Consider the following 18,224-nt stretch of genomic DNA (forward strand, 5'->3'; position numbering starts at 1 on the left):
TCCCCGGAGGCACGAGTGGCTGGATCGTGCGTCGCGCCAATCGCAATCGTTTCGAGATTGATCGTCCAATGCGCACGCAGTCCCGAGCCGGCACCTGAAATTGCTGCAGCCGATCAACTCGTTCAACAGTGAAACGGTACCCGAATATGCGCTCCAAAGCCCCTTTGACCGGAACCAGGCGGAAAAACGCGGAAAGCCTCACGCGAGGATTTCGAGGAATATTCGTCTTTCTCTTCATAACGTCCGGCGTCATCAATATTCTGGCTTTGACCGGCTCCTTCTACATGCTGCAGATATATGATCGCGCGCTAACAAGCGGCAGCATTCCGACATTGCTCGGCCTGTCGCTGCTGGCGGTGGGCCTTTATCTGTTCCAAGGTACTTTCGACATCATTCGCTCGCAGGTGCTTGTTCGTGTCGGCGCGCGTCTCGATCGAAAAATTGCGCCGATGGCACATCAGGTCGCGATCGACATGCCGCGGTTCGGGTTTTCCACGGCAGAGGCACTGGAACGAGGCAGAGACGTCGATACCCTTCGCGGCTTTCTCGGCAGCCAGGGACCGGTAGCCCTGTTCGACCTGCCCTGGATGCCGCTCTACCTGATCTTCGTCTATATGCTCCATCCCTATCTCGGCGCGCTCACTTTCGCAGGCGCATTCGTTCTGTCCATCCTGACAATCGTGACGGAGCTCATGACCCGCCGCCTGGCTGGCGCCACGCATCAGGCCGCAATCACCCGCAACGCCATCGCGGATTCGAATGCGCGTAACGCCGACATCCTGAAGGCAATGGGATTTGCAGGCAGGGCCGTCGATCGCTTCCGGCAGGCCAATCAGGAACATCTGGAGCTGCAGACGCGCACCAACGATATCAGCGGAACGTTCGGCGCTCTGTCCCGGGTGCTCCGCATGGTCCTGCAATCGGCCGTCCTTGGCCTCGGCGCCTGGCTTACGATAAGAGGCGAGCTCTCTGCCGGCGCCATTGTCGCCGCCTCCGTGGCATCGGCCCGTGCCCTTGCCCCGGTCGATCTTGCGATCGGAAACTGGAAGGGCGTCGTTGCCGCGCGCACTGCGTTCCAACGGCTGAAGGAGACTGTCATTGCTCTCGCGGGCATGGATGCGCCGCTGCTTCTGCCTGCCCCCGTCGATACCCTAAAGGTGGAGAAGATCACCATCGCAGCACCCGGATCGGGCCGTGTTTTGCTCAGCGAAGTCAGCTTCGAGATCAGAGCCGGCCAGGCGCTCGGCATCATTGGGCCGAGCGGGGGAGGGAAAACGACCCTGGCACGAGCCATGACCGGTATATGGCCGACGCTGCGCGGCAGCATCCGGCTCGACGATGCGGAGCTCACGCAATGGACCGACAGCAACCTCGGCCAGTTTATCGGCTACCTTCCGCAGGACGTGGCACTCCTCGACGCAACCGTTGAAGAGAATATCTCGCGGCTTGAGCCACAGGCCGATCCTCGCGCGATCGTCGAGGCCGCACAAATCACGGGCATTCATGAAATGATTGTGCGCATGCCGGATGGGTATCGCACGGCCCTTGGCCCGCAGGGCGCGTCGTTGTCGGCCGGACAGCGTCAGCGCATTGGTTTGGCACGCGCCCTCTATCGCAACCCGTTCGTCGTGGTCATGGACGAGCCCAACTCGAACCTGGATGCCGAAGGGGAGATGGCGCTTACCCAGGCGATCAAGTCCGTCCGAGCGCGCGGCGGCATCGCCGTTGTGATTGCCCACCGGCCAAGTGCGCTGACGGCGGTCGATCTGGTCGCCGTCATCCAGAACGGCAAGATGATCGCGTTCGGACCGAAGGATGAAATCATGAAAGCGGCGGCTCCCGTTGAAAGCCGACCTGCGCCGGCCACACACCCCCCGCACCGCATGGCATCGAGGATGTCGGAATGATTGACGTCAAGGGAACCAAGACCGCTACGCCAGGGACAACGGAGTCCTACGAGCACTATGTCTTGAAGAATGCGGACAAGCGTTCGAGCGCACCCGCTTTCTTCACCGTGCTTCTCACGGGGCTTGCGCTCTACCTCAAGAGCGCCTTCCCAAGTTTGGCAAGGGCGAAGCCGGCTGAGCCGGAGGATGCTGCCGGAGAGCCGACGTCAACGTCGCCGGAGGTTGTTCCGTCGAGTGCGCCTGATCCAGGCCCGGTTGCGGAAGGGTTTTTCCAGGAAACGGATGGACCGAAGCGCTCCGGCGAGCGGTCCTTCGCCTACCGTGAGCCGAACGACTTTATGCCAAGCGATCTGCCGGCGTTCGAGTTCCAGAACCTGAAGCTTCCGAGCTTTGAGCTTCTGAAAAGAATGGGCGGAATTACCGTCTCGTTCCCGGCTGCCAACGACAACGCCTGGACGGCGAAAGCTGGTGCGAATACTGCCGGCGGCTCCGATCATCCGGGAGGTTTCGCGCCAGAGCGCGAAAACGCCGCCGCCACTCCCGACGGTGACGACCTGGTCGAAGAGGAGACTGCCGATGAGCGAAATCCGGACGGCAAGGCAGCGAACCGCGCCTGCCGGACCAGCGGTCCGATCTATCTCCTGGATGTCTACGGCTGTGCGATGACGGTGATCGGCTTGGCCGACCTGTTGCGCGGCGCCTGGGATCCGGACGGCGATGCTCTCAAGGTTCAAAATATCACCGTCTCATCGGGTGATATCAGGCAGACGGCGGATGGCTGGTTGTTCGATCCCTCGACGCTCGGTCCGGTCATCATAAGCTACCAGATTACCGATGGCGAATTCTCCGTGGCTCAGACTGCGATGTTCAACGTGCTGACGAGGCCGCCGGTCATTGGCACCGCCGGCGACGATGTCGTGCTTGGCACCGACTGTGCCGACGACATTGATGGACGTGATGGCGACGATAACATCGACAGCCGTAGCGGCAGTGACACGGTGCTCGGCGGCGCGGGAAGCGACCACATCGTCGCTGGCGGCGGAAACGACGTCGTCATTGCCGGCGTCGGCAATGACATTGTCCTGGGCGGTGCGGGCGACGACGAGTTATGGGGCGGCGATGGCGATGACCGACTGTTCGGCGATGCCGGTCGCGACATCATTTTCGGTGAGGCCGGCAACGACACAATCATCGGCGGCGACGATGACGACATGCTTTTTGGGGGCGGGGGAGCAGACGTCGTAGCCGGGGAGGGGGGCAACGACCTCCTCGGTGGCGATGACGGCGACGACAGGCTCGACGGCGGCGATGGAAACGACATTGTCCTCGGAGAGGCCGGTTCCGACGTGATCGACGGTGGCGAGGGCGACGATTTTCTCGCCGGCGGTGCCGGAGAGGACGTCGTACGCGGCGGCGACGGCAACGACATGGTCGCCGGCGATGCGGACCTGGCCGCCGACACCTATGACGGCGGCCAGGGCGTCGACATGCTCGACTATTCGGCATCGCTGATGTCGCTCGTCGTCGACCTTGCCGCGGCGAGCGCCAGCGGCAGCGAGATCGGCAATGACCGCATCACGAATTTCGAGGTGGTCAAGGGCGGTGAAGGCAACGATGCGATCACTGGCGGCAGCGATGACGATACGCTGATCGGCAACGGCGGCGACGACTGTGTAAGCGACGGTCAAGGGGCCGATAATGTCAGCGCGGGAGCGGGCAATGACCTGGTGCTCGCAGCAGCCGATAGCTCCGACGATTGCTATCGGGGTGAGGCCGGCTTCGACACCCTCGACTATTCGGACGCGGCACACGGCGTTCTCATCGACCTGACATCCGGCATCGCGACAGGCTTCGACGTCGGCCGCGACGTCATCGACGGGTTCGAGCAATTCATTGGTGGGTCCGGTGACGACGCCGTGCTGGTGTCGACGGCAGCCGTCGTCCTTTCCGGAGGAGAGGGCGCCGACACGTTCAATTTCCAGATTCCGAAAGGCAGCTCCGGCGCCGAGGTCATCCACCAGATCCTCGACTTCATGGTCGGCGACCGGATCGAGATGTCGAAGTACCAGATTTTCGAGGAGGTCTTGGACAGTCTCGAGGACCGTTTTGAGGACGCTTACGGTGAGGATGCGAAGGCTGATGTCCTGCCGATCCGGGTCCGGCACCAGGGCACGGGCGAGCTGGAGGAAACGCTGGTGGAAGTCGACATGGACCAGGACGACCACTTCGAGATGACCATCAACCTGAGCGGCCATCATCTGTTGATGATCGTGGAAAACGCCTGAGTGAGGCCACGCCCTGTGGCGGATTGGAGTGAGCGATGTTTGGCAGGAGTGAACGGAAGATGCGGCACCCCGATCTGGATGTCGAAGACGACAATACCTTTCCGGTGGGCGCGCGTGTTTTCGCCGGCGTCATGCTTGGCACGCTGCTTTTCGCCGGCGCGGGCGGATGGGCAGCCACCACGCGGCTCAGCGGCGCGGTGATCGCATCGGGCGTGGTCGCGGTCGATCAGAATTTGAAAGCGATACAGCATCGTGACGGTGGCATCGTCAGCGAGATCGCCGTCAAGGAGGGCGATTTTGTCCACAAGGGTCAGATCCTGCTTCGGCTCGACGACGCCCAGACCCGCGCCGAACTTTCGATCGTTCGCACGCAGCTCGTCGAACTGCTGGCCCGCCGGGCGCGGCTCATGGCCGAGCGCGATAATCTGGACAGGATCGAATATACGCCGGAACTCATCGTGAAGCGCGACGAATTCCCGAGCATCTTATTCGGCGAGAACCGCCTATTCGAAGGCAATCATCTAAATCGAAAGAGCCAGAAGCAGCAGCTGGAACTGGGCATATCGCAACTGGACGAGGAAATAAGGGGACTGACGTCGCAGAGCAATTCAAAATCCGACGAGATCGCCCTTGTGCAGACCGAGCACGACAAGATCAAGGGATTGACCGACAAGCGGTTGATGGAAACCTCGCGCAAATACGTGATCGACCGCGAGATGGCAAAGCTTGTCGGAGAGCGCGCCGAGATTCAGGCGAATATCGCCCGCGCTCGGGCCCGAATGAGCGAAATCCAGCTCCAGATCCTCGCGATCGATGAAACCGCACGCACCGAGGCGCAGCGGGAACTCAGCGAGGTCGAACCGAAACTGTCAGAGCTCCTGGAGCGTCGCGTCGCCATCGAGGATCGCCTGGCGCGCACCGATATCAGGGCGCCGCTGTCGGGTACCGTCAACGAGCTCTCCATTCATACGATCGGTGGTGTCATCACGCCGGCTGAAAAGCTGGTGACGCTCGTCCCTGCCGACGCAGCTTTGAAGATACAGGCGAAACTGTCGCCGACCGATATTGATCAGATATTCGTCGGCCAACCCGCCAAACTGCGCTTCTCAGCCTTCAACCAGCGCGCGACGCCCGAACTTCACGGCAAGGTCGACTACGTCTCTGCCGCGACCAGCAGCGACCCATCGACCGGGCAAACCTATTACCTGGCCGACATTGTCGTTTCGCCGGCTGAACTGGCAAAACTGGGAAACAACAAGCTCGTTCCGGGAATGCCTGTGGAGGCTTTCGTCTCGACGCAGGAGCGGACTGCGATGTCGTTTCTCTCGAAGCCACTGATGGATCAATTCAGCCGCGCATTCAGGGAAGAATAGGGGCGGCGCAGGCGGGAAGGTTTTAGCCAACGAGAAGGAGCGCAGGCTTCGCGCAGCTGCGGTTCAAACATCGTGGAGCGTGGGGCGGAAAGGACGTCGCCAAGGGCGGAGAGCCTGCTCGGGACTCACCAACTGGTCCGTTACCGAATGGATGCAGTTGCGGGACCGCATGGGGCCGATGGCACAGGTCTCATTGGTTGGCATCGAAGGCCGCACCGAGGTCGCCGCTGGCGTCGCTGGTTGCTTGCAAAGGCTCGTTCGCCAGCTGCTCAGGCATGCTTGGCTGCTGGGCGGACAGGTTAGGCAGTTGCTCAACCGACGGGACGCTGGGCTCTGCCGCCACCGGCACCATGCAGAATCCATAGGGCTTGGATATCAGCCTATTGTTGACGAAGAGGCTCGCGTTCCAGCTATCAAATCGGCCAGCTTGAAGGCTAACGCGCTGAGGTGAGCCGGGGGCAACCGATATGACGTAACGGGGATCGGGACCATAGGTGTAGTTCCGGCCACCGTTAGGGGACTTCGAGATATACCAGTACGGCTGTCCACCGTTTAGATGGCGGATTTCCTCGTTACCCTTGTAGAAGGCGGTTTCGACTGCTCTCGGGTTGCCGGGCTCGACGGCCAGGTTATACCCGATAGCCTCGCCGGTCTTCTTTGAAACGAACCCACAAAGAACAATGTCTTGGGCACTGGCAACACTAACGCAACTACCGACTACGATAGCTGCGGTAAGCAAGGTCCTGATCAAGTTCGTAGCTCCTTTGGTAGTCATCGCAGTTCGGAACCATGGAAGGGAACGAGGACTGTGTTGTCCCAACCCTTCAAATCTCTCGCGTCGAGCCGCTTTCCGTCGCGGGTCCCGGTCAGTAGCAACTTGGCGAGGACAGGATCAGGAGTCCCTACTTCCTTCATGACCCGCGCAAGCTCGACAGACGCAGCCATCGTGGCTTCCGTCTCATTGCCATCGATCGCCAGGGTGTGAACGTAGAGGGCCCCCGAGGGTATCCTCTTGCCATCCTTAGTGCCGCCGACCTCGACGATGCGTGTTGTGGCGGCTGCGAACATCACCACGCAGGACGACGCACAGACTGATCCCGCACGGACCACTACTGTCGTGGGTATGCCTTTGAGCCGGGCCGATAGTATCCCCGCCGCAATCTGGCGCGCAGCGTATACGTTGCCGCCGGGTGTATCGACGAGCAAAATCACGCCTGCATCCGTGAGTTGGGTTCTCTTGACCTCGCTGACAGCGGTCCTGAACTTGGCTTCGTCACCAAACTCGATAGGACCGGATATTGCGACGGTATCGAAGTCGACCTTCCGATAATCGGCACTATTCGCCGGCACAGCAGCGAGAAAACTCGCCGCCGCGATTGCGATTGCGGTTAACTTTCGCATTGTGATTTCCTTTTCCGCGGCCACCTCATCGTCGGGTGGTCTCGCTCGAATTGCCGTGGCCATCACGACAACCCGCATATAAGAAGCGTCCAGAACTTCAGGTTGCCGCTGGACGCCAATTACTTGCTGCTAGATGCCAACTCGCTGACGCACGTAGCTACCGGCACGCCGGGTAAGAAGGGCGGCAGAATAGGGGTGGTGATCTTAAATTCGAGGTATGCGAATTGGGCAGCCAACAGCTATGGCGCATCAGCCACGGAACGAGAGCATTCGGCTATTCGGATTTCGTGTGGGACCGCCCTCTCGCGAGGACACGCCCACGAGATGGGCGCTAAGCTATCAAAAATAGGTGCCCAGACGCAGCGACTTGTCCCGTGCGAAGCTCTAGGCCAGCCAGCACTTCATCCTTGCACGGGCGTCTTGAGGGGGTGCCGACGAATAAGCGCTGTTTTTGGCTGGGAAGCGGAGAGTCTCACTGGCTGCCGACCACTTCGGCCAGTTCTAAATACCTGCAGAAAGCGTTGGCCAACTGCATCTGTCTCGGCGTCTTGCAGTCGGCATCGAAGATTGCCGGGGAGGCGACCAGGATGGCTAAGCACTTCGCCCGCGAGATAGCGACGTTGAAACGGTTGGCGCTATAGAGGAACTCCATGCCCCGGGGAGCTTCGGCATAGCTCGAAGTTGCCATGGTGTAGATCGCAATTGGCGCTTCCTGGCCCTGGAACTTGTCGACCGTTCCCACTCTGGCAGTGGGCAGTCGTTTCTGGATTTCGAGGACCTGAGCATTGTATGGCGTAATGATCACAATATCGTCGATGGAAAGCGATGCCACCTGGCCCTTTCGGTCCAGCCACGTTGGTCCGCACTCGAGGATCCGGGATACCAAAGACGCTACGGCATTGGCTTCTTCGATCGATGAGCTGGCGTTGCCCGAGTGCTCGACAGGCAGGTATCTCAAGCCCGATCCCTTTATCGGCCCTTCGGAGAGGATTTCTTGCTGGCCGCATGAAACGATCGGGGCCAGTTTCCCTTCATAGAAAAGCTCGGAAATGAAATCACAGACGTCTGGTTGCATCCGCCAGGTCTCGGCGAGAAAAAGCCCTTGATCGCGATCAATAGTCTGCAGTTCTCCGAGAACATGCTCGAGGGACGAAACACCTACCCCATCGGGATGGGTGCCTTGGGTGGGCTGGTCGAGTTGTTGTGGATCGCCGAGCAACACCAATCGTTTGGCTGCGTGGGACACCGCGAGCACATTAGCAAGCGACATTTGGGCGGCTTCGTCAACGAATAGAACGTCCAGCACGTCTTCGGCGTCCGGGCGAGCCCAAAGGAAGCTGGTTGCCCCGGCAACGTCTCGTTGCCCCAACTTCATCACATCCAGTAGATCTTCGTTTCTTTTCGCAAAGAGGAGATGCGCGGTACTCGCCTCGGTGTTGCCAGCCTCGGGCTTCTGGACGCAACGAATATCGATGGCCATCTCTTGCGCCGCTTCCATCGCCTTGTCGAGGAGGTTGCGGATCACCTTGTGGCTGTTGGCCGTAATTCCGACCTTCTTTCCGTCGGCAACGAACTGACAGATCATTCGCGCACCTGTGTGCGACTTGCCCGTGCCTGGCGGACCTTGGATCGGCAGGACGCCTCGTTCCAGCTTGGCCGCTATGCGGATCGCCGCATCGAGCGTGCTTTCCCCTTCGTTTTGCAGAGGCTCGCCACCGATACACGGTGGCAGGCGGAGCAGCAGTTCCCGGGCTGCCTGATATCGGCCTTCACCCGTTATGCCCTCGTCAGCCACATACTCGCCCAACCTCAGAAGCGCCTCGGCCTGCTCGTCGGCAGGGATATGCTCATGGACAAACACAGCTTCGGGATGGACAGTGGTGGTATCCGCTCTCTTCTTGATGTCTATCGTGAATTGGTCGCTGGCGATGTCAAGAGCGGTCCCGAGTGGAGCGCCACCGGGCTGAAAAAGCGACTTTTCCGGACGAACGTCGGTATCCTGAGGCGGGAACGTGTAACGGTGAACCGGGATCTTACCTTTGCCTCCGGCGACCTCCTCAATAAAGGAAAGTCCGGAAATCGCCGCGCGCTCGTCCAGTAGCTCATCAACGCTGAGATCCCTCATCCGGAATTTTTCCCAGTAAGACGCCTTGTCTTCACGACGATGCCAATCGAGGATGTTTGCGAGGATCCATTGCGCCTGCTCTTGTGGAGAACGCTGTTCTGGATCAACTGAGATACCGGTTAATAGGCGTTCGGACAGTTCGGCGACGCGCCGTTGGCGGGTGGATACTTTTTCGCTTGGGCCTTCGTCCATGAGCGGTCGACGAGGAACACTGACGCCGGTCGCGACAAGCTCGTCGCGCCGTTCTTCGAGCCAGTCCCTGAGATACCTGGTAGAGACGCAGTCATCCTCGTTGTAGGCTCGAACGATATCCTTTTCGCCCTGCGTAATTGATGAGATGTCTTCAAGCTCCAGTCCGGCTTGGAGCGACGCCAATGCCACGTTTGCGTCCCGTAGAGCTATCGTGCGCTCATATCGATAAAACTGTTCAAGCCGTTTGATGGAGTAGCTCTCGACACTCGCACGCAATGCGTTTCGAATGACGCTGTACAGATCCACGAAGACGAGATTCCGAAGAAGCTGATCGATCTCCTCTTCACGGGAGGCGTAGCGCCCCATCAACCGCTTCAAGGCAGCCGGTTCATAAGGAGCGAAGTGGTATATGTGGAGGTCAGGATAGGCCTCCCTTCTCTCGACGATGAAATCGATGAAGCGCTCAAACGCCGCCTTCTCGGCCTCTCGATCGAATGCCCAATCACATACATACTCTGCTTTGCCATCAGCGCCCCAGTATTGATACCCGAACAGGTATTCCAATCCATGTTCGCCAACAAAGGGGTCACCTTCGAGATCGAAGAACACGTCGCCGGGATTGGGTTCGGGCAACGCGGACAATCCGAGACCTGGTTGGACTTCAATCAGCTCAAACCGAGGCTCTCCCGATTGCCTTGATTCCGCCTGTATCCGCGCTTGCTCCCGAACCCTTGTGAACGACTGCACCGCCCCACGCTCTGGCTTCCAAGACATGGGTAGCGGCATCTGGGCGAGCTGGTCGAGCGTCCTGATATCGTGCTCAGCGAATTCCGCTATCTGGTTCCGGGAAATACCAGCGACGAAGGAGAGGTGATCGTCATTGCGTCGGCGTTTGTCGCAGGCATCGTACCAGCGACAGATGTCGCAGTGTGACGTCGGGTGAGGGTAGGTCTCTGCCGGTTCAGCCAGCGTCGCCGCTTCCGCCGCCCGCTTCGCCTTTCGAAAGTAGGCTCCATAGTCGTCCAGGCGAAAGCGCTGCGGCTCGAAGTCAGACCATGGCGCGACAACATAGGCCGCATGGGGTTGCAGTCCCTGGGTGGATGCCAACAGGTCCGAGTACAGACAGAGCTGCAGTACCGTGCCGCCCCGAGTCTCCCGGGCCAGCTTGGTATCCATAACTTCATAAGACCACTGTCCGAGATCGCTTGGCCGCTCGACGCGTCTCAGAATGTCAGCGCGACCAGCCCAGCAACCATCGTGAAGAGCGGCCTGCACTATGATATCGGGGCCTCGGCGCATGGCAGCGAGGGTCTGCGCCACCCAGACGTCCTCGATGCCGACGCCGTCGATCTTTTCGACAGAGAGACCGCTCGAGGTGAGGTGATCAACAAAGGCTGCCTCGTGCCTAAAGCCGCGCTCCCTCAGGATGTCTAGAAGTGGATCCCACTGCACCGGCTTTGAAAGCGCGCCGGACATGACCTGGAGGTCGAGGGACGTGAGATGCTCGCAGTTGAGATGGCCGACGAGATCCGACGCCGAAAGTTGAATTTGGTTGAGAAGCGTCTTCATTTGCTCATCTTACGCGAGAGTAGCCTTCGCGGCGAGCTTATTGAAAGCGAAGTTCGTTGAGGTCGATGCGCGGATGGAAACGATAGGATGGCATTGGCTTACTGTGCCGCAGGAGATTTATCGCTTAATTTATTGATATGTGTAGTTTCGGTATTTCCCTGCGAGTAGCTCTCCTATTTTCGGTGCGCCGCCTCCTCAGCCGAGTTATTAGCTGCAGTGCTTCGGACGGAGTCAACTTGACGCTGCTTGACCAAACTTCAGCTGGACAACCCGTCGCGGTGTCAATCACGGCGTAGAGGCCATGCTCGTCTATGTGGACTTGATAACGCGGACGTTCGATCATTGTAAGGGATACCGATTGAGAGCGACCACATGTCCGTGCTGGCATCTCCCGATGTCAATCAGATTTCCTAACGTCGAACTTCATGACGGATTTCGACTTTAAACCTAATTGAAAGCCCGCTCCCTGCGGCGTAACGTCTATGGATGCCAGGCGATAGCGAACCAACCTTGGTTTCTGCCGGACCCGAGAGGAGACTGGCAGTGATACTTGCGGCCGATGTCGCAGGCTATAGTCGTTTGATGGAACGTGATGAGGAAGATACTCACGCACGGCTCCAAGAGCTCTTGCGAGATGACATCCGGCCCGCGGTGGGAAGCCACAGGGGACGCATTTTCAAAACAGCAGGGGACGGACTGTTTGTCGAATTTGCCAGTGCCATCGAAGCCGTCCGCTGTGCCGTTGACCTACAGCGCGCAATTGCGGAACGAAACGAGGGGATTGCTTTAGACCGGCGGCTCGCATTCCGCATAGGCATCAATCTCGGCGACGTCCTTTCTGACCAAGAAGACCTGTTCGGAGACTGCGTCAATGTGGCGGCGCGGTTGGAAAGCATGACCGAACCCGGTGGCGTGCTCATCAGTCACAGCGTCTACGATCACGTAGATCGCAAGCTGCCCTTGCGCTTTGATGATCAAGGCGATTGCACGCTGAAAAACATCGCTCGACCAATTCGCGTTTACAAGGTCTGTTGGGATGAGAAGCCGCAGGTTGATTCAGCAACTCCTCTCGAGCTCCCTCAACTCGCCTCCATCGCTGTGTTGCCATTTGCCACGTCCGGCAATGATCGAGAACAGGAGTATTTTGCAGAAGGTCTCGCCGAGGACCTAATCACTGATCTCTCAAAGGTGAAGGGCCTCCTTGTTATCGCCGCGCATTCCAGTCTTGCTTACAAGGACAGATCCATTGATGTACGCCGGATCGCCGCGCAGCTCGGCGTGCGGTATCTCGTCGAAGGCAGCGTCCGGCGTGCGCAGACGCGCACCCGGATTAATACGCAACTCATCGACGCAACGCATGGCAACTGCTTGTGGGCCGAACGGTTTGATCGTGATCTCGCTGACATATTCGCGCTGCAGGACGAGGTCGTAAGTAAGGTCGTAACGGCACTCGCGGGCACGTTGCCTGCTGCAAGGCCTGCTCCAAGTCACAGAACCACGAACCTGCAGGCATACGACCTGTTTGTTCGCGGTCGGGCGCTCGCTACCCAATCTCTCCGAGAGACCAGGCTGGCTCGCCCGCTTCTGACCAGGGCCATCGAGATCGACCCTGAATTTGCCGGGGCGCATGCCTGGCTAGCGATGAGCCATCATTTCGACGCGCTATACTATGAAAGCGAGACGGTGGAGCACCGCGCCTTTGCGCGAGTGGCAGCTGAAAGGGCTGTCGAGATCGATTCAGAGAACGCGGACGCTCATATTGTTCTGGGTTATCTGCGAGCTTATGAGGGAGAATTCGAAGCTGGCATCGCTCAGTTTGAGCACGGGCTTCGGCTCAATCCCAACCACGCAGAGGGCTGGTCGCTGCTTGCAGATCTCAGGGTTTTTCAAGGACGTGCGACTGAAGCAGTAGAATCCGCCGAGAACGCTTTCAGGCTCAACCCATCCCCTCCGGGCGACTATTACTCGTTTCTGGGCTGGGCTCAGTATGCGGCTCGCCGGTATCAAGAAGCTGTCGCTACACTTCGCCAGCCGCAAGCGGGTGGTCCAGGCTCGAAACGCAATCTGGCTGCAGCACTCGCCCGGCTCGGGCTCATCGACGAGGCCCGAGCGACGGCGTGTGACTTCCTCTCAGAGTTCCCCAATTTTTCGGCCGCGCAGTGGGGAAGAACGCAGCCCTTTATTGATGATAACGACCGTCAGCACTTCATTGAAGGCTATGCGATGGCCGATCTTCCTAAGTGACTGGTAAAGATGCGTCTCCTCTCTCCCAGGTCCGCCCGCAATAGACGCTTGGCTGGGCTGCCCGCCGATGCCTTCGCGTTGGTTTGCTAAGTTTGTATTGGTCCAAGCGGGAGAGTGATGGACATAGCCGTCGATAAAGAGCGACCACCGGCCCGTCGGCCTCATCCTTGTGCGTTGGGAGATCGCCTTGTGACCGCACCGAACGCGCTTGACCATGATACAGGCCCGCGAATGATTGACCGTTCCTCGAACATCTGCGATCGCCAAGAGTACATTAACCGCTTATCGCGTCTGCCGCTTTCCAGTGAGCGCCCAAGCGTTGCGTATCTTCTGAGCCGCGAAGAATTCTGCTCCTTTGGGGGAGAGGCCGATACTCCATTGCGAAAATCAGCCAAAGCCTGAGCCTCCAGCCTCGTTCTCCCGGCTGATCCATCCTGGTCACGGATTGGCGTGCCAAGCTGGTGATCTACGACTGACCACGTCCCGTTTTCAAATGTTGTATCCGATAGCATCGCATTCTGAAGCCATTGATTTGGTGTGGCAACATCAGCCTGAGATCACTTTGAATGCAGTCAGACGAGGGCCAGGCGCAAATAGGTAGACCCACCAAAGGCAATTTCGATTTCGCCTGGTGTGACAAGTTCGATCGCGCCACAGAGCGTGCCCGTCGTGACGAGCGCGCCAGCCTTGAGCGATGTGTTTGGCCGCATCCCATCATTTGCGTAGTCCAGGAGCCACGTCAGGACATCCCCCTTGGGATGCTGGGCGGGCGCGTCATAGAGCGGCTGGCCGTTGAACGTCACCTTAAGTGGCGTTCCGCTTGCCGTGTCGACCGCCAACTTTGGCACGCGCGGACCGAGCACATAGCCGCTGTTTCCCAGTCGATCGGCCAGAAACAGAAGGAACGAGATCTTGCCGCTCTCCTCAACGGCGCTGGCCAGAAGTTCGGCGCCGAGATGAACGGCGTCGATCGCGTCGACGATGTCGGCTCGGCTGTAGCTGCCCTCCCGGCGGATCGGCAGGTCACGGCCGAGGCGAACGGCGATCTCTGCCTCGAATTTGGTGCCCCTCTGCCACGGAATTTGCGCCCCTGAGTCAGCCTGCACATAAGGGTGCAGTGGCGCGGTTACCGCCTGCCCATCGGGCGAGACCGTCACCTTCCAGGCGTTGCTTTCTATCGCCTCATCGGCGGCGAGAAAATTCTGCGCGTCCATCGCGTGCCGGAGATCGGCAGGCAGGGAAAACCCCGCGGTCGGTGCCTGGTTTCGTGAACGGCGCAGACCGTGTAGTTTTGCTGCAAGTGCGCGCGGATCAAAGGGTGCGGCGGCCGAATCTGCCATGAGGTCTCCTCCTTTTGCTTTGAGTCGCGAGCCTATAGCTAACGCTTAGATGGAGCGAGGGGTCTTGATGGAAAGACTGCTATGCCATCGCTGCATGCCAAGCTCGACGGTAGGCGTCGAGCCCGGAGACAGGGCTTCGCGTGACATGGCGCTCGGCGCCGGCAGGTGGCTTGATGCCCGTCACCAGAGCGGCGCCCTGGCTCGTGCCGGTCGATCCGGGGACGGCGATGACATCGCGGTTGGTCAGAGCCGCAAGCAGCGTCAGATACGTATCGTTGAGCGCAAATGGTCCTTCCACGATGACCGGGCCCCGCGCGCCGATCAGATCGAGGCAGGCCTGGTTCATCATGGCGAGATAGAGACAGAGCGCGGCGTAGCGCTCTTCGGGTGTCGCGCCTTGCGCGTTGACCCAACGCGCGCTTTTGCCGGGGAATGGGCCGGAGCCCGGCGCAACATTCGCAAGCAGCATCAGGCGCTTTGCTATCGTCTGCTCGAGCGCCGAGGCGACTTTTTCCTTGTCAACCTGTCCGATTTCGCCCGAGATCGTTTCATATTCGCGTCCGCCCATGAAGCGGGACGAGGGAACGGCCCGGCCATAGGCATCGACATTGGCGAGTGTGTCGCGCTTGGGATCGAGATGATCGAGATCGCCGCCGACCCCGAAATTGATCACCCATGTGCCCGTCGAGACAACTGCGAAAGGCGCTGGGCGGTCAAGCAGATGTGGCAGAAGCGACGCGTTGGAATCGTGAATGCCACAATAAACGGGGATCTCGCTGGTGAGGCCGATCTCGTCGGCAATATCAGGCAGGACCGGCCCGAGGGGATCGAAGGCGGAACGGATCGGCGCCATCAGGTCACGGATGCCGAGAGTATCGACCAGCGAGGAATAGCGGCCGTCGCGCGGGTTCCAGAGGTCGGTATGGCAGCCGAGTGAGGTCACCTCGTTCGACACGACACCGGTCAGCCGTGCTGTCCAGTATTGCGGATAGGTGAGGATCGTTGCCACCTTGGCAAAATCATCAGGAAAGGCGGTCTTCTGGTAATGCAGCTGCGCGCCGATGTTCAGGCCCATCGTTTGGTGCGGCGAAAAGGTTTCTTCGAAGGGTGGACGCAGTCGCGCATATGCGTCGCTGATGTCTTCGGGATATTCATGCTCGTAGTCGAGCACCGGCATGGCCAGATTGCCCGTCCTGTCGAGAAGCGCAGCCGAGGCGCCATGGGTGGTGATCGAGATGGCATCGAAACCCGGCTTCCTGGCGAAGGAGCGAAGGGCATCCAACGTGAAGGACCAGAGCCTGTCGATATCGTAGTGCGGATAAAGTCCACCCTTGAGAACCGTGTTCGGAGTTCTCGCCACGGCGATTTCGGCGCCGGTCGCGCTGTCCAGGACCACGACCTTGGCATTGGTCTTGCCGATGTCGAGAACGGCGATGCGGCAGTAGTTCGGCGTCATGGCATATGGAAGACGGTGACGAGGTCGCTCTGGACGGGGGAATTGTCCGGGTTGGTTGCCATGATGTCGGCCATGTGCGCCCACCACTTCCTCATGACCGGGTGGTCGGGCAGGCTTGCCATCGTGTGGTCAGCGGGGCGTGTCAGCACACCGAATAGCGTGTTCGTTTCGCGGTCGAGGTGGATCGAGTAGTCGCTGGCGCCGGATTTTTGCAGCAGGTCGACCAGCTCCGGCCAGATTTCGTCATGCCGCTTCCTGTACTCGGCTTCCATGCCGGGGTTCAGCGTCATCTTGAAGGCGTGCTTTTCCAACTTCATTTGGAACTCATGGCTTTGAGACGGCGGGCGACGATCGGGATCGCGATGGTGATGATCAGCAGCAGGCCAATGAAGATCGACATGACGATGCCGGGCACATTCAGGAGGCCAAGGCCGAAGGTGACAAGGCCCATGACGAAGGCGGCAATGACGACGCCGCCAATCTTGCCGGAGCCACCGAGGATCGAGACGCCGCCGAGTACGACCATGGTAACGACTTCGAGCTCCCAGCCCTGAGCGATCGAGGGGCGGGTGGAGCCGAGGCGTGAGGTCAGGCAGACGGAGGCGACGCCGCTCATCACGCCCGTCAATATGAACAGGATGAATTTCACGCGCTCGACCGGGATGCCGGAGAACCGGGCGGCGAAGTCGTTATTGCCGATCGTATAGACCTGACGGCCGAAATTCGTGGCATGCAGCAGGATCGCAAAGGCGATTGCGAGCACAATGAAGAGCACGAACTCGAAGGAGAAGACCCAGAAGACATAGCCCTGGCCGAAGAAGGCGAAATCGTCCGGATAGCCTCCATAGGCCTGATCGCCCAGGACGATGTAGGAGATGCCGCGAAACAGGCTCATCGTGCCGATCGTCACGACGATCGACGGCAGCTTCATGACGGAAACGAGAAACCCGTTGAACATGCCGCAGAGCAGGCCGACGCCGATGCCGATGAGAACGAGGCCGGGTGCCCCGACACCGACTTGCGCTGCCGCTCCCATGGCGGTCGAAGCAAGGGCGATGATGGCGGCAACCGACAGGTCGATCTCGCCGGCAATGACGAGCAGCGCCATGGCAAATGCGATCATCGCCTTTTCAGTGAAATTGAAGGTCGCGTCCGAAAGGTTCCAGGCGTCGAGGAAGTAGGGGGATGCCAGCGAGTTGAAGATGAAGATCAAGACAGCAACGCCGAAGAGGAGGACCTCCCAGCTCGACATGATGCGCTTGAACGGCGTGCCGAGGCGGTCCGGGATGACGCGCTTTTCGCTCGGGGCGGAAACGACGGTGCTCATGCTGCCACCTCTGCTGGTGTCTCTGCCGCGGCCTTGTCACGCAGGATGATGCGGCCACGATTGCGCTCGCGCCTTGCGTTGAAGACGACGGCAAGGATGATGACGGTGCCGGAAATCGCCATCTGCGTGAACGGCGAGATGCCGATGACGGGAAGGGCATTCTTGATGACACCGAGGAACAGGGCGCCAAGCACGGTACCGATCACCGAGCCGACGCCACCGGCAATCGAGATGCCGCCGATAACACAGGCTGCAACGCTGTCGAGTTCGAAGCCGTTGGCAATATCGACATAGGCGACCGCATAACGCGAGACCCAGAGATAGCTGGCAAGCCCGGCGAGCGCTCCCGACAGAACAAAGGCAAGGAATTTCGTCCAGCCGACATCGATGCCGGCGTAGACCGCAGCCGTCGGATTGCCGCCGGCAGCATAGGCAGAGCGGCCAAACTGGGTGTGTTTCAACAGCATGTAAATCAGCGCGACGATAATGATCGCGGCCCAGCTCAGGATCGGCATGCCGAGGACGACGGTGCGCGGCACGTTGAGAAAGGTCGGCGTCATCTGGTGCGCGTTGACCCATTCGCCGCCTGACAGGACGAACGCCATGCCGCGATAGATGGTGAGTGTGCCAAGCGTGACAACGATTGGCGGAATTTCCAGCGCCCAGACAAGGAAGCCGTTGATCGCGCCGAGAAAGGCGCCGATCAGGATCGCGGCGAGGATCAAGACGATCAGCGGCAGGTCGGGATAGGCGGCGTTCATCATCGCAATGGCCATGCCGGTGAACGCAAGGTTTGCAGCAACCGACAAGTCGATCGACTTCGTCAGGATGACGGTCATCTGAGCGAGCGCAAGGATGATCAGGATCGACGTGTCGTTGAAGATGGCAGCAAGGTTGCCGGGTGTCGCGAAATCCTGGGCTCTCGTCGAGAAGGTCGCAACCATGATCGCGATAATGATGAACAGCAGGGTTTCGCGTTTTTTCAGGAGTCTCGACATTCCGATT

Annotated in this window: 12 protein-coding genes; 4 read left to right on the forward strand and 8 right to left on the reverse strand. The window is 59.6% G+C overall.

Annotation, left to right across the window (positions count from 1 at the left end; genetic code table 11):
- Positions 1–146: 146 nt before the first annotated feature.
- The 3 genes from C934_RS0107330 to C934_RS0107340 are packed head-to-tail and all read left to right on the forward strand — an operon-like array spanning position 147 to position 5,565.
- Positions 147–1,907, forward strand: a complete 1,761-nt coding sequence (locus C934_RS0107330; protein WP_018856052.1) for a type I secretion system permease/ATPase — start codon at positions 147–149, stop codon at positions 1,905–1,907.
- Positions 1,904–4,192 (forward strand): calcium-binding protein, encoded by a 2,289-nt coding sequence (locus C934_RS31700; protein ID WP_018856053.1) that lies wholly within the window; start codon positions 1,904–1,906, stop codon positions 4,190–4,192. The genes C934_RS0107330 and C934_RS31700 overlap by 4 nt, the downstream gene beginning before the upstream one ends.
- A gap of 35 nt (positions 4,193–4,227) precedes the next feature.
- Positions 4,228–5,565: an HlyD family type I secretion periplasmic adaptor subunit gene (locus C934_RS0107340; protein WP_018856054.1), complete on the forward strand. Its 1,338-nt coding sequence runs from the start codon at positions 4,228–4,230 to the stop codon at positions 5,563–5,565.
- 190 nt (positions 5,566–5,755) lie between these two features.
- Here the strand turns inward: C934_RS0107340 and C934_RS0107345 are convergent, their stop codons facing one another.
- The 3 genes from C934_RS0107345 to C934_RS0107355 form a co-directional block, all read right to left on the reverse strand.
- Entirely contained in the window at positions 5,756–6,316 is a 561-nt protein-coding gene (locus C934_RS0107345) for a hypothetical protein (protein WP_156828725.1), read from the reverse strand.
- Positions 6,317–6,336: 20 nt separating this feature from the next.
- Entirely contained in the window at positions 6,337–7,044 is a 708-nt protein-coding gene (locus tag C934_RS0107350) for a hypothetical protein (RefSeq protein ID WP_018856056.1), read from the reverse strand.
- Between the two features lie 394 nt (positions 7,045–7,438).
- Positions 7,439–10,852: a TM0106 family RecB-like putative nuclease gene (locus C934_RS0107355; protein ID WP_018856057.1), complete on the reverse strand. Its 3,414-nt coding sequence runs from the start codon at positions 10,850–10,852 to the stop codon at positions 7,439–7,441.
- Between the two features lie 543 nt (positions 10,853–11,395).
- Between C934_RS0107355 and C934_RS0107360 the strand changes: the two genes are divergently transcribed.
- Complete coding sequence (locus C934_RS0107360; protein ID WP_018856058.1) at positions 11,396–13,096, forward strand: adenylate/guanylate cyclase domain-containing protein; 1,701 nt, start codon at positions 11,396–11,398, stop codon at positions 13,094–13,096.
- Positions 13,097–13,668: 572 nt separating this feature from the next.
- Here the strand turns inward: C934_RS0107360 and C934_RS0107365 are convergent.
- The 5 genes from C934_RS0107365 to C934_RS0107385 form a co-directional block, all read right to left on the reverse strand.
- Entirely contained in the window at positions 13,669–14,436 is a 768-nt protein-coding gene (locus C934_RS0107365) for a fumarylacetoacetate hydrolase family protein (protein ID WP_018856059.1), read from the reverse strand.
- 79 nt (positions 14,437–14,515) lie between these two features.
- On the reverse strand, positions 14,516–15,892 hold the full coding sequence (locus C934_RS0107370) for an FGGY-family carbohydrate kinase (RefSeq protein ID WP_018856060.1): 1,377 nt from the start codon (positions 15,890–15,892) through the stop codon (positions 14,516–14,518).
- Positions 15,889–16,209, reverse strand: a complete 321-nt coding sequence (gene rhaM, locus C934_RS0107375; protein WP_018856061.1) for an L-rhamnose mutarotase — start codon at positions 16,207–16,209, stop codon at positions 15,889–15,891. Before rhaM ends, C934_RS0107370 begins: the two co-directional genes overlap by 4 nt.
- On the reverse strand, positions 16,206–17,219 hold the full coding sequence (locus tag C934_RS0107380; RefSeq protein ID WP_018856062.1) for an ABC transporter permease: 1,014 nt from the start codon (positions 17,217–17,219) through the stop codon (positions 16,206–16,208). The genes rhaM and C934_RS0107380 overlap by 4 nt, the downstream gene beginning before the upstream one ends.
- On the reverse strand, positions 17,216–18,217 hold the full coding sequence (locus C934_RS0107385) for an ABC transporter permease (RefSeq protein WP_026371636.1): 1,002 nt from the start codon (positions 18,215–18,217) through the stop codon (positions 17,216–17,218). Before C934_RS0107385 ends, C934_RS0107380 begins: the two co-directional genes overlap by 4 nt.
- Positions 18,218–18,224: the final 7 nt, after the last annotated feature.

The organism is Rhizobium sp. 42MFCr.1 (assembly GCF_000377185.1).
GTDB classification, from domain to species: domain Bacteria; phylum Pseudomonadota; class Alphaproteobacteria; order Rhizobiales; family Rhizobiaceae; genus Rhizobium; species Rhizobium altiplani.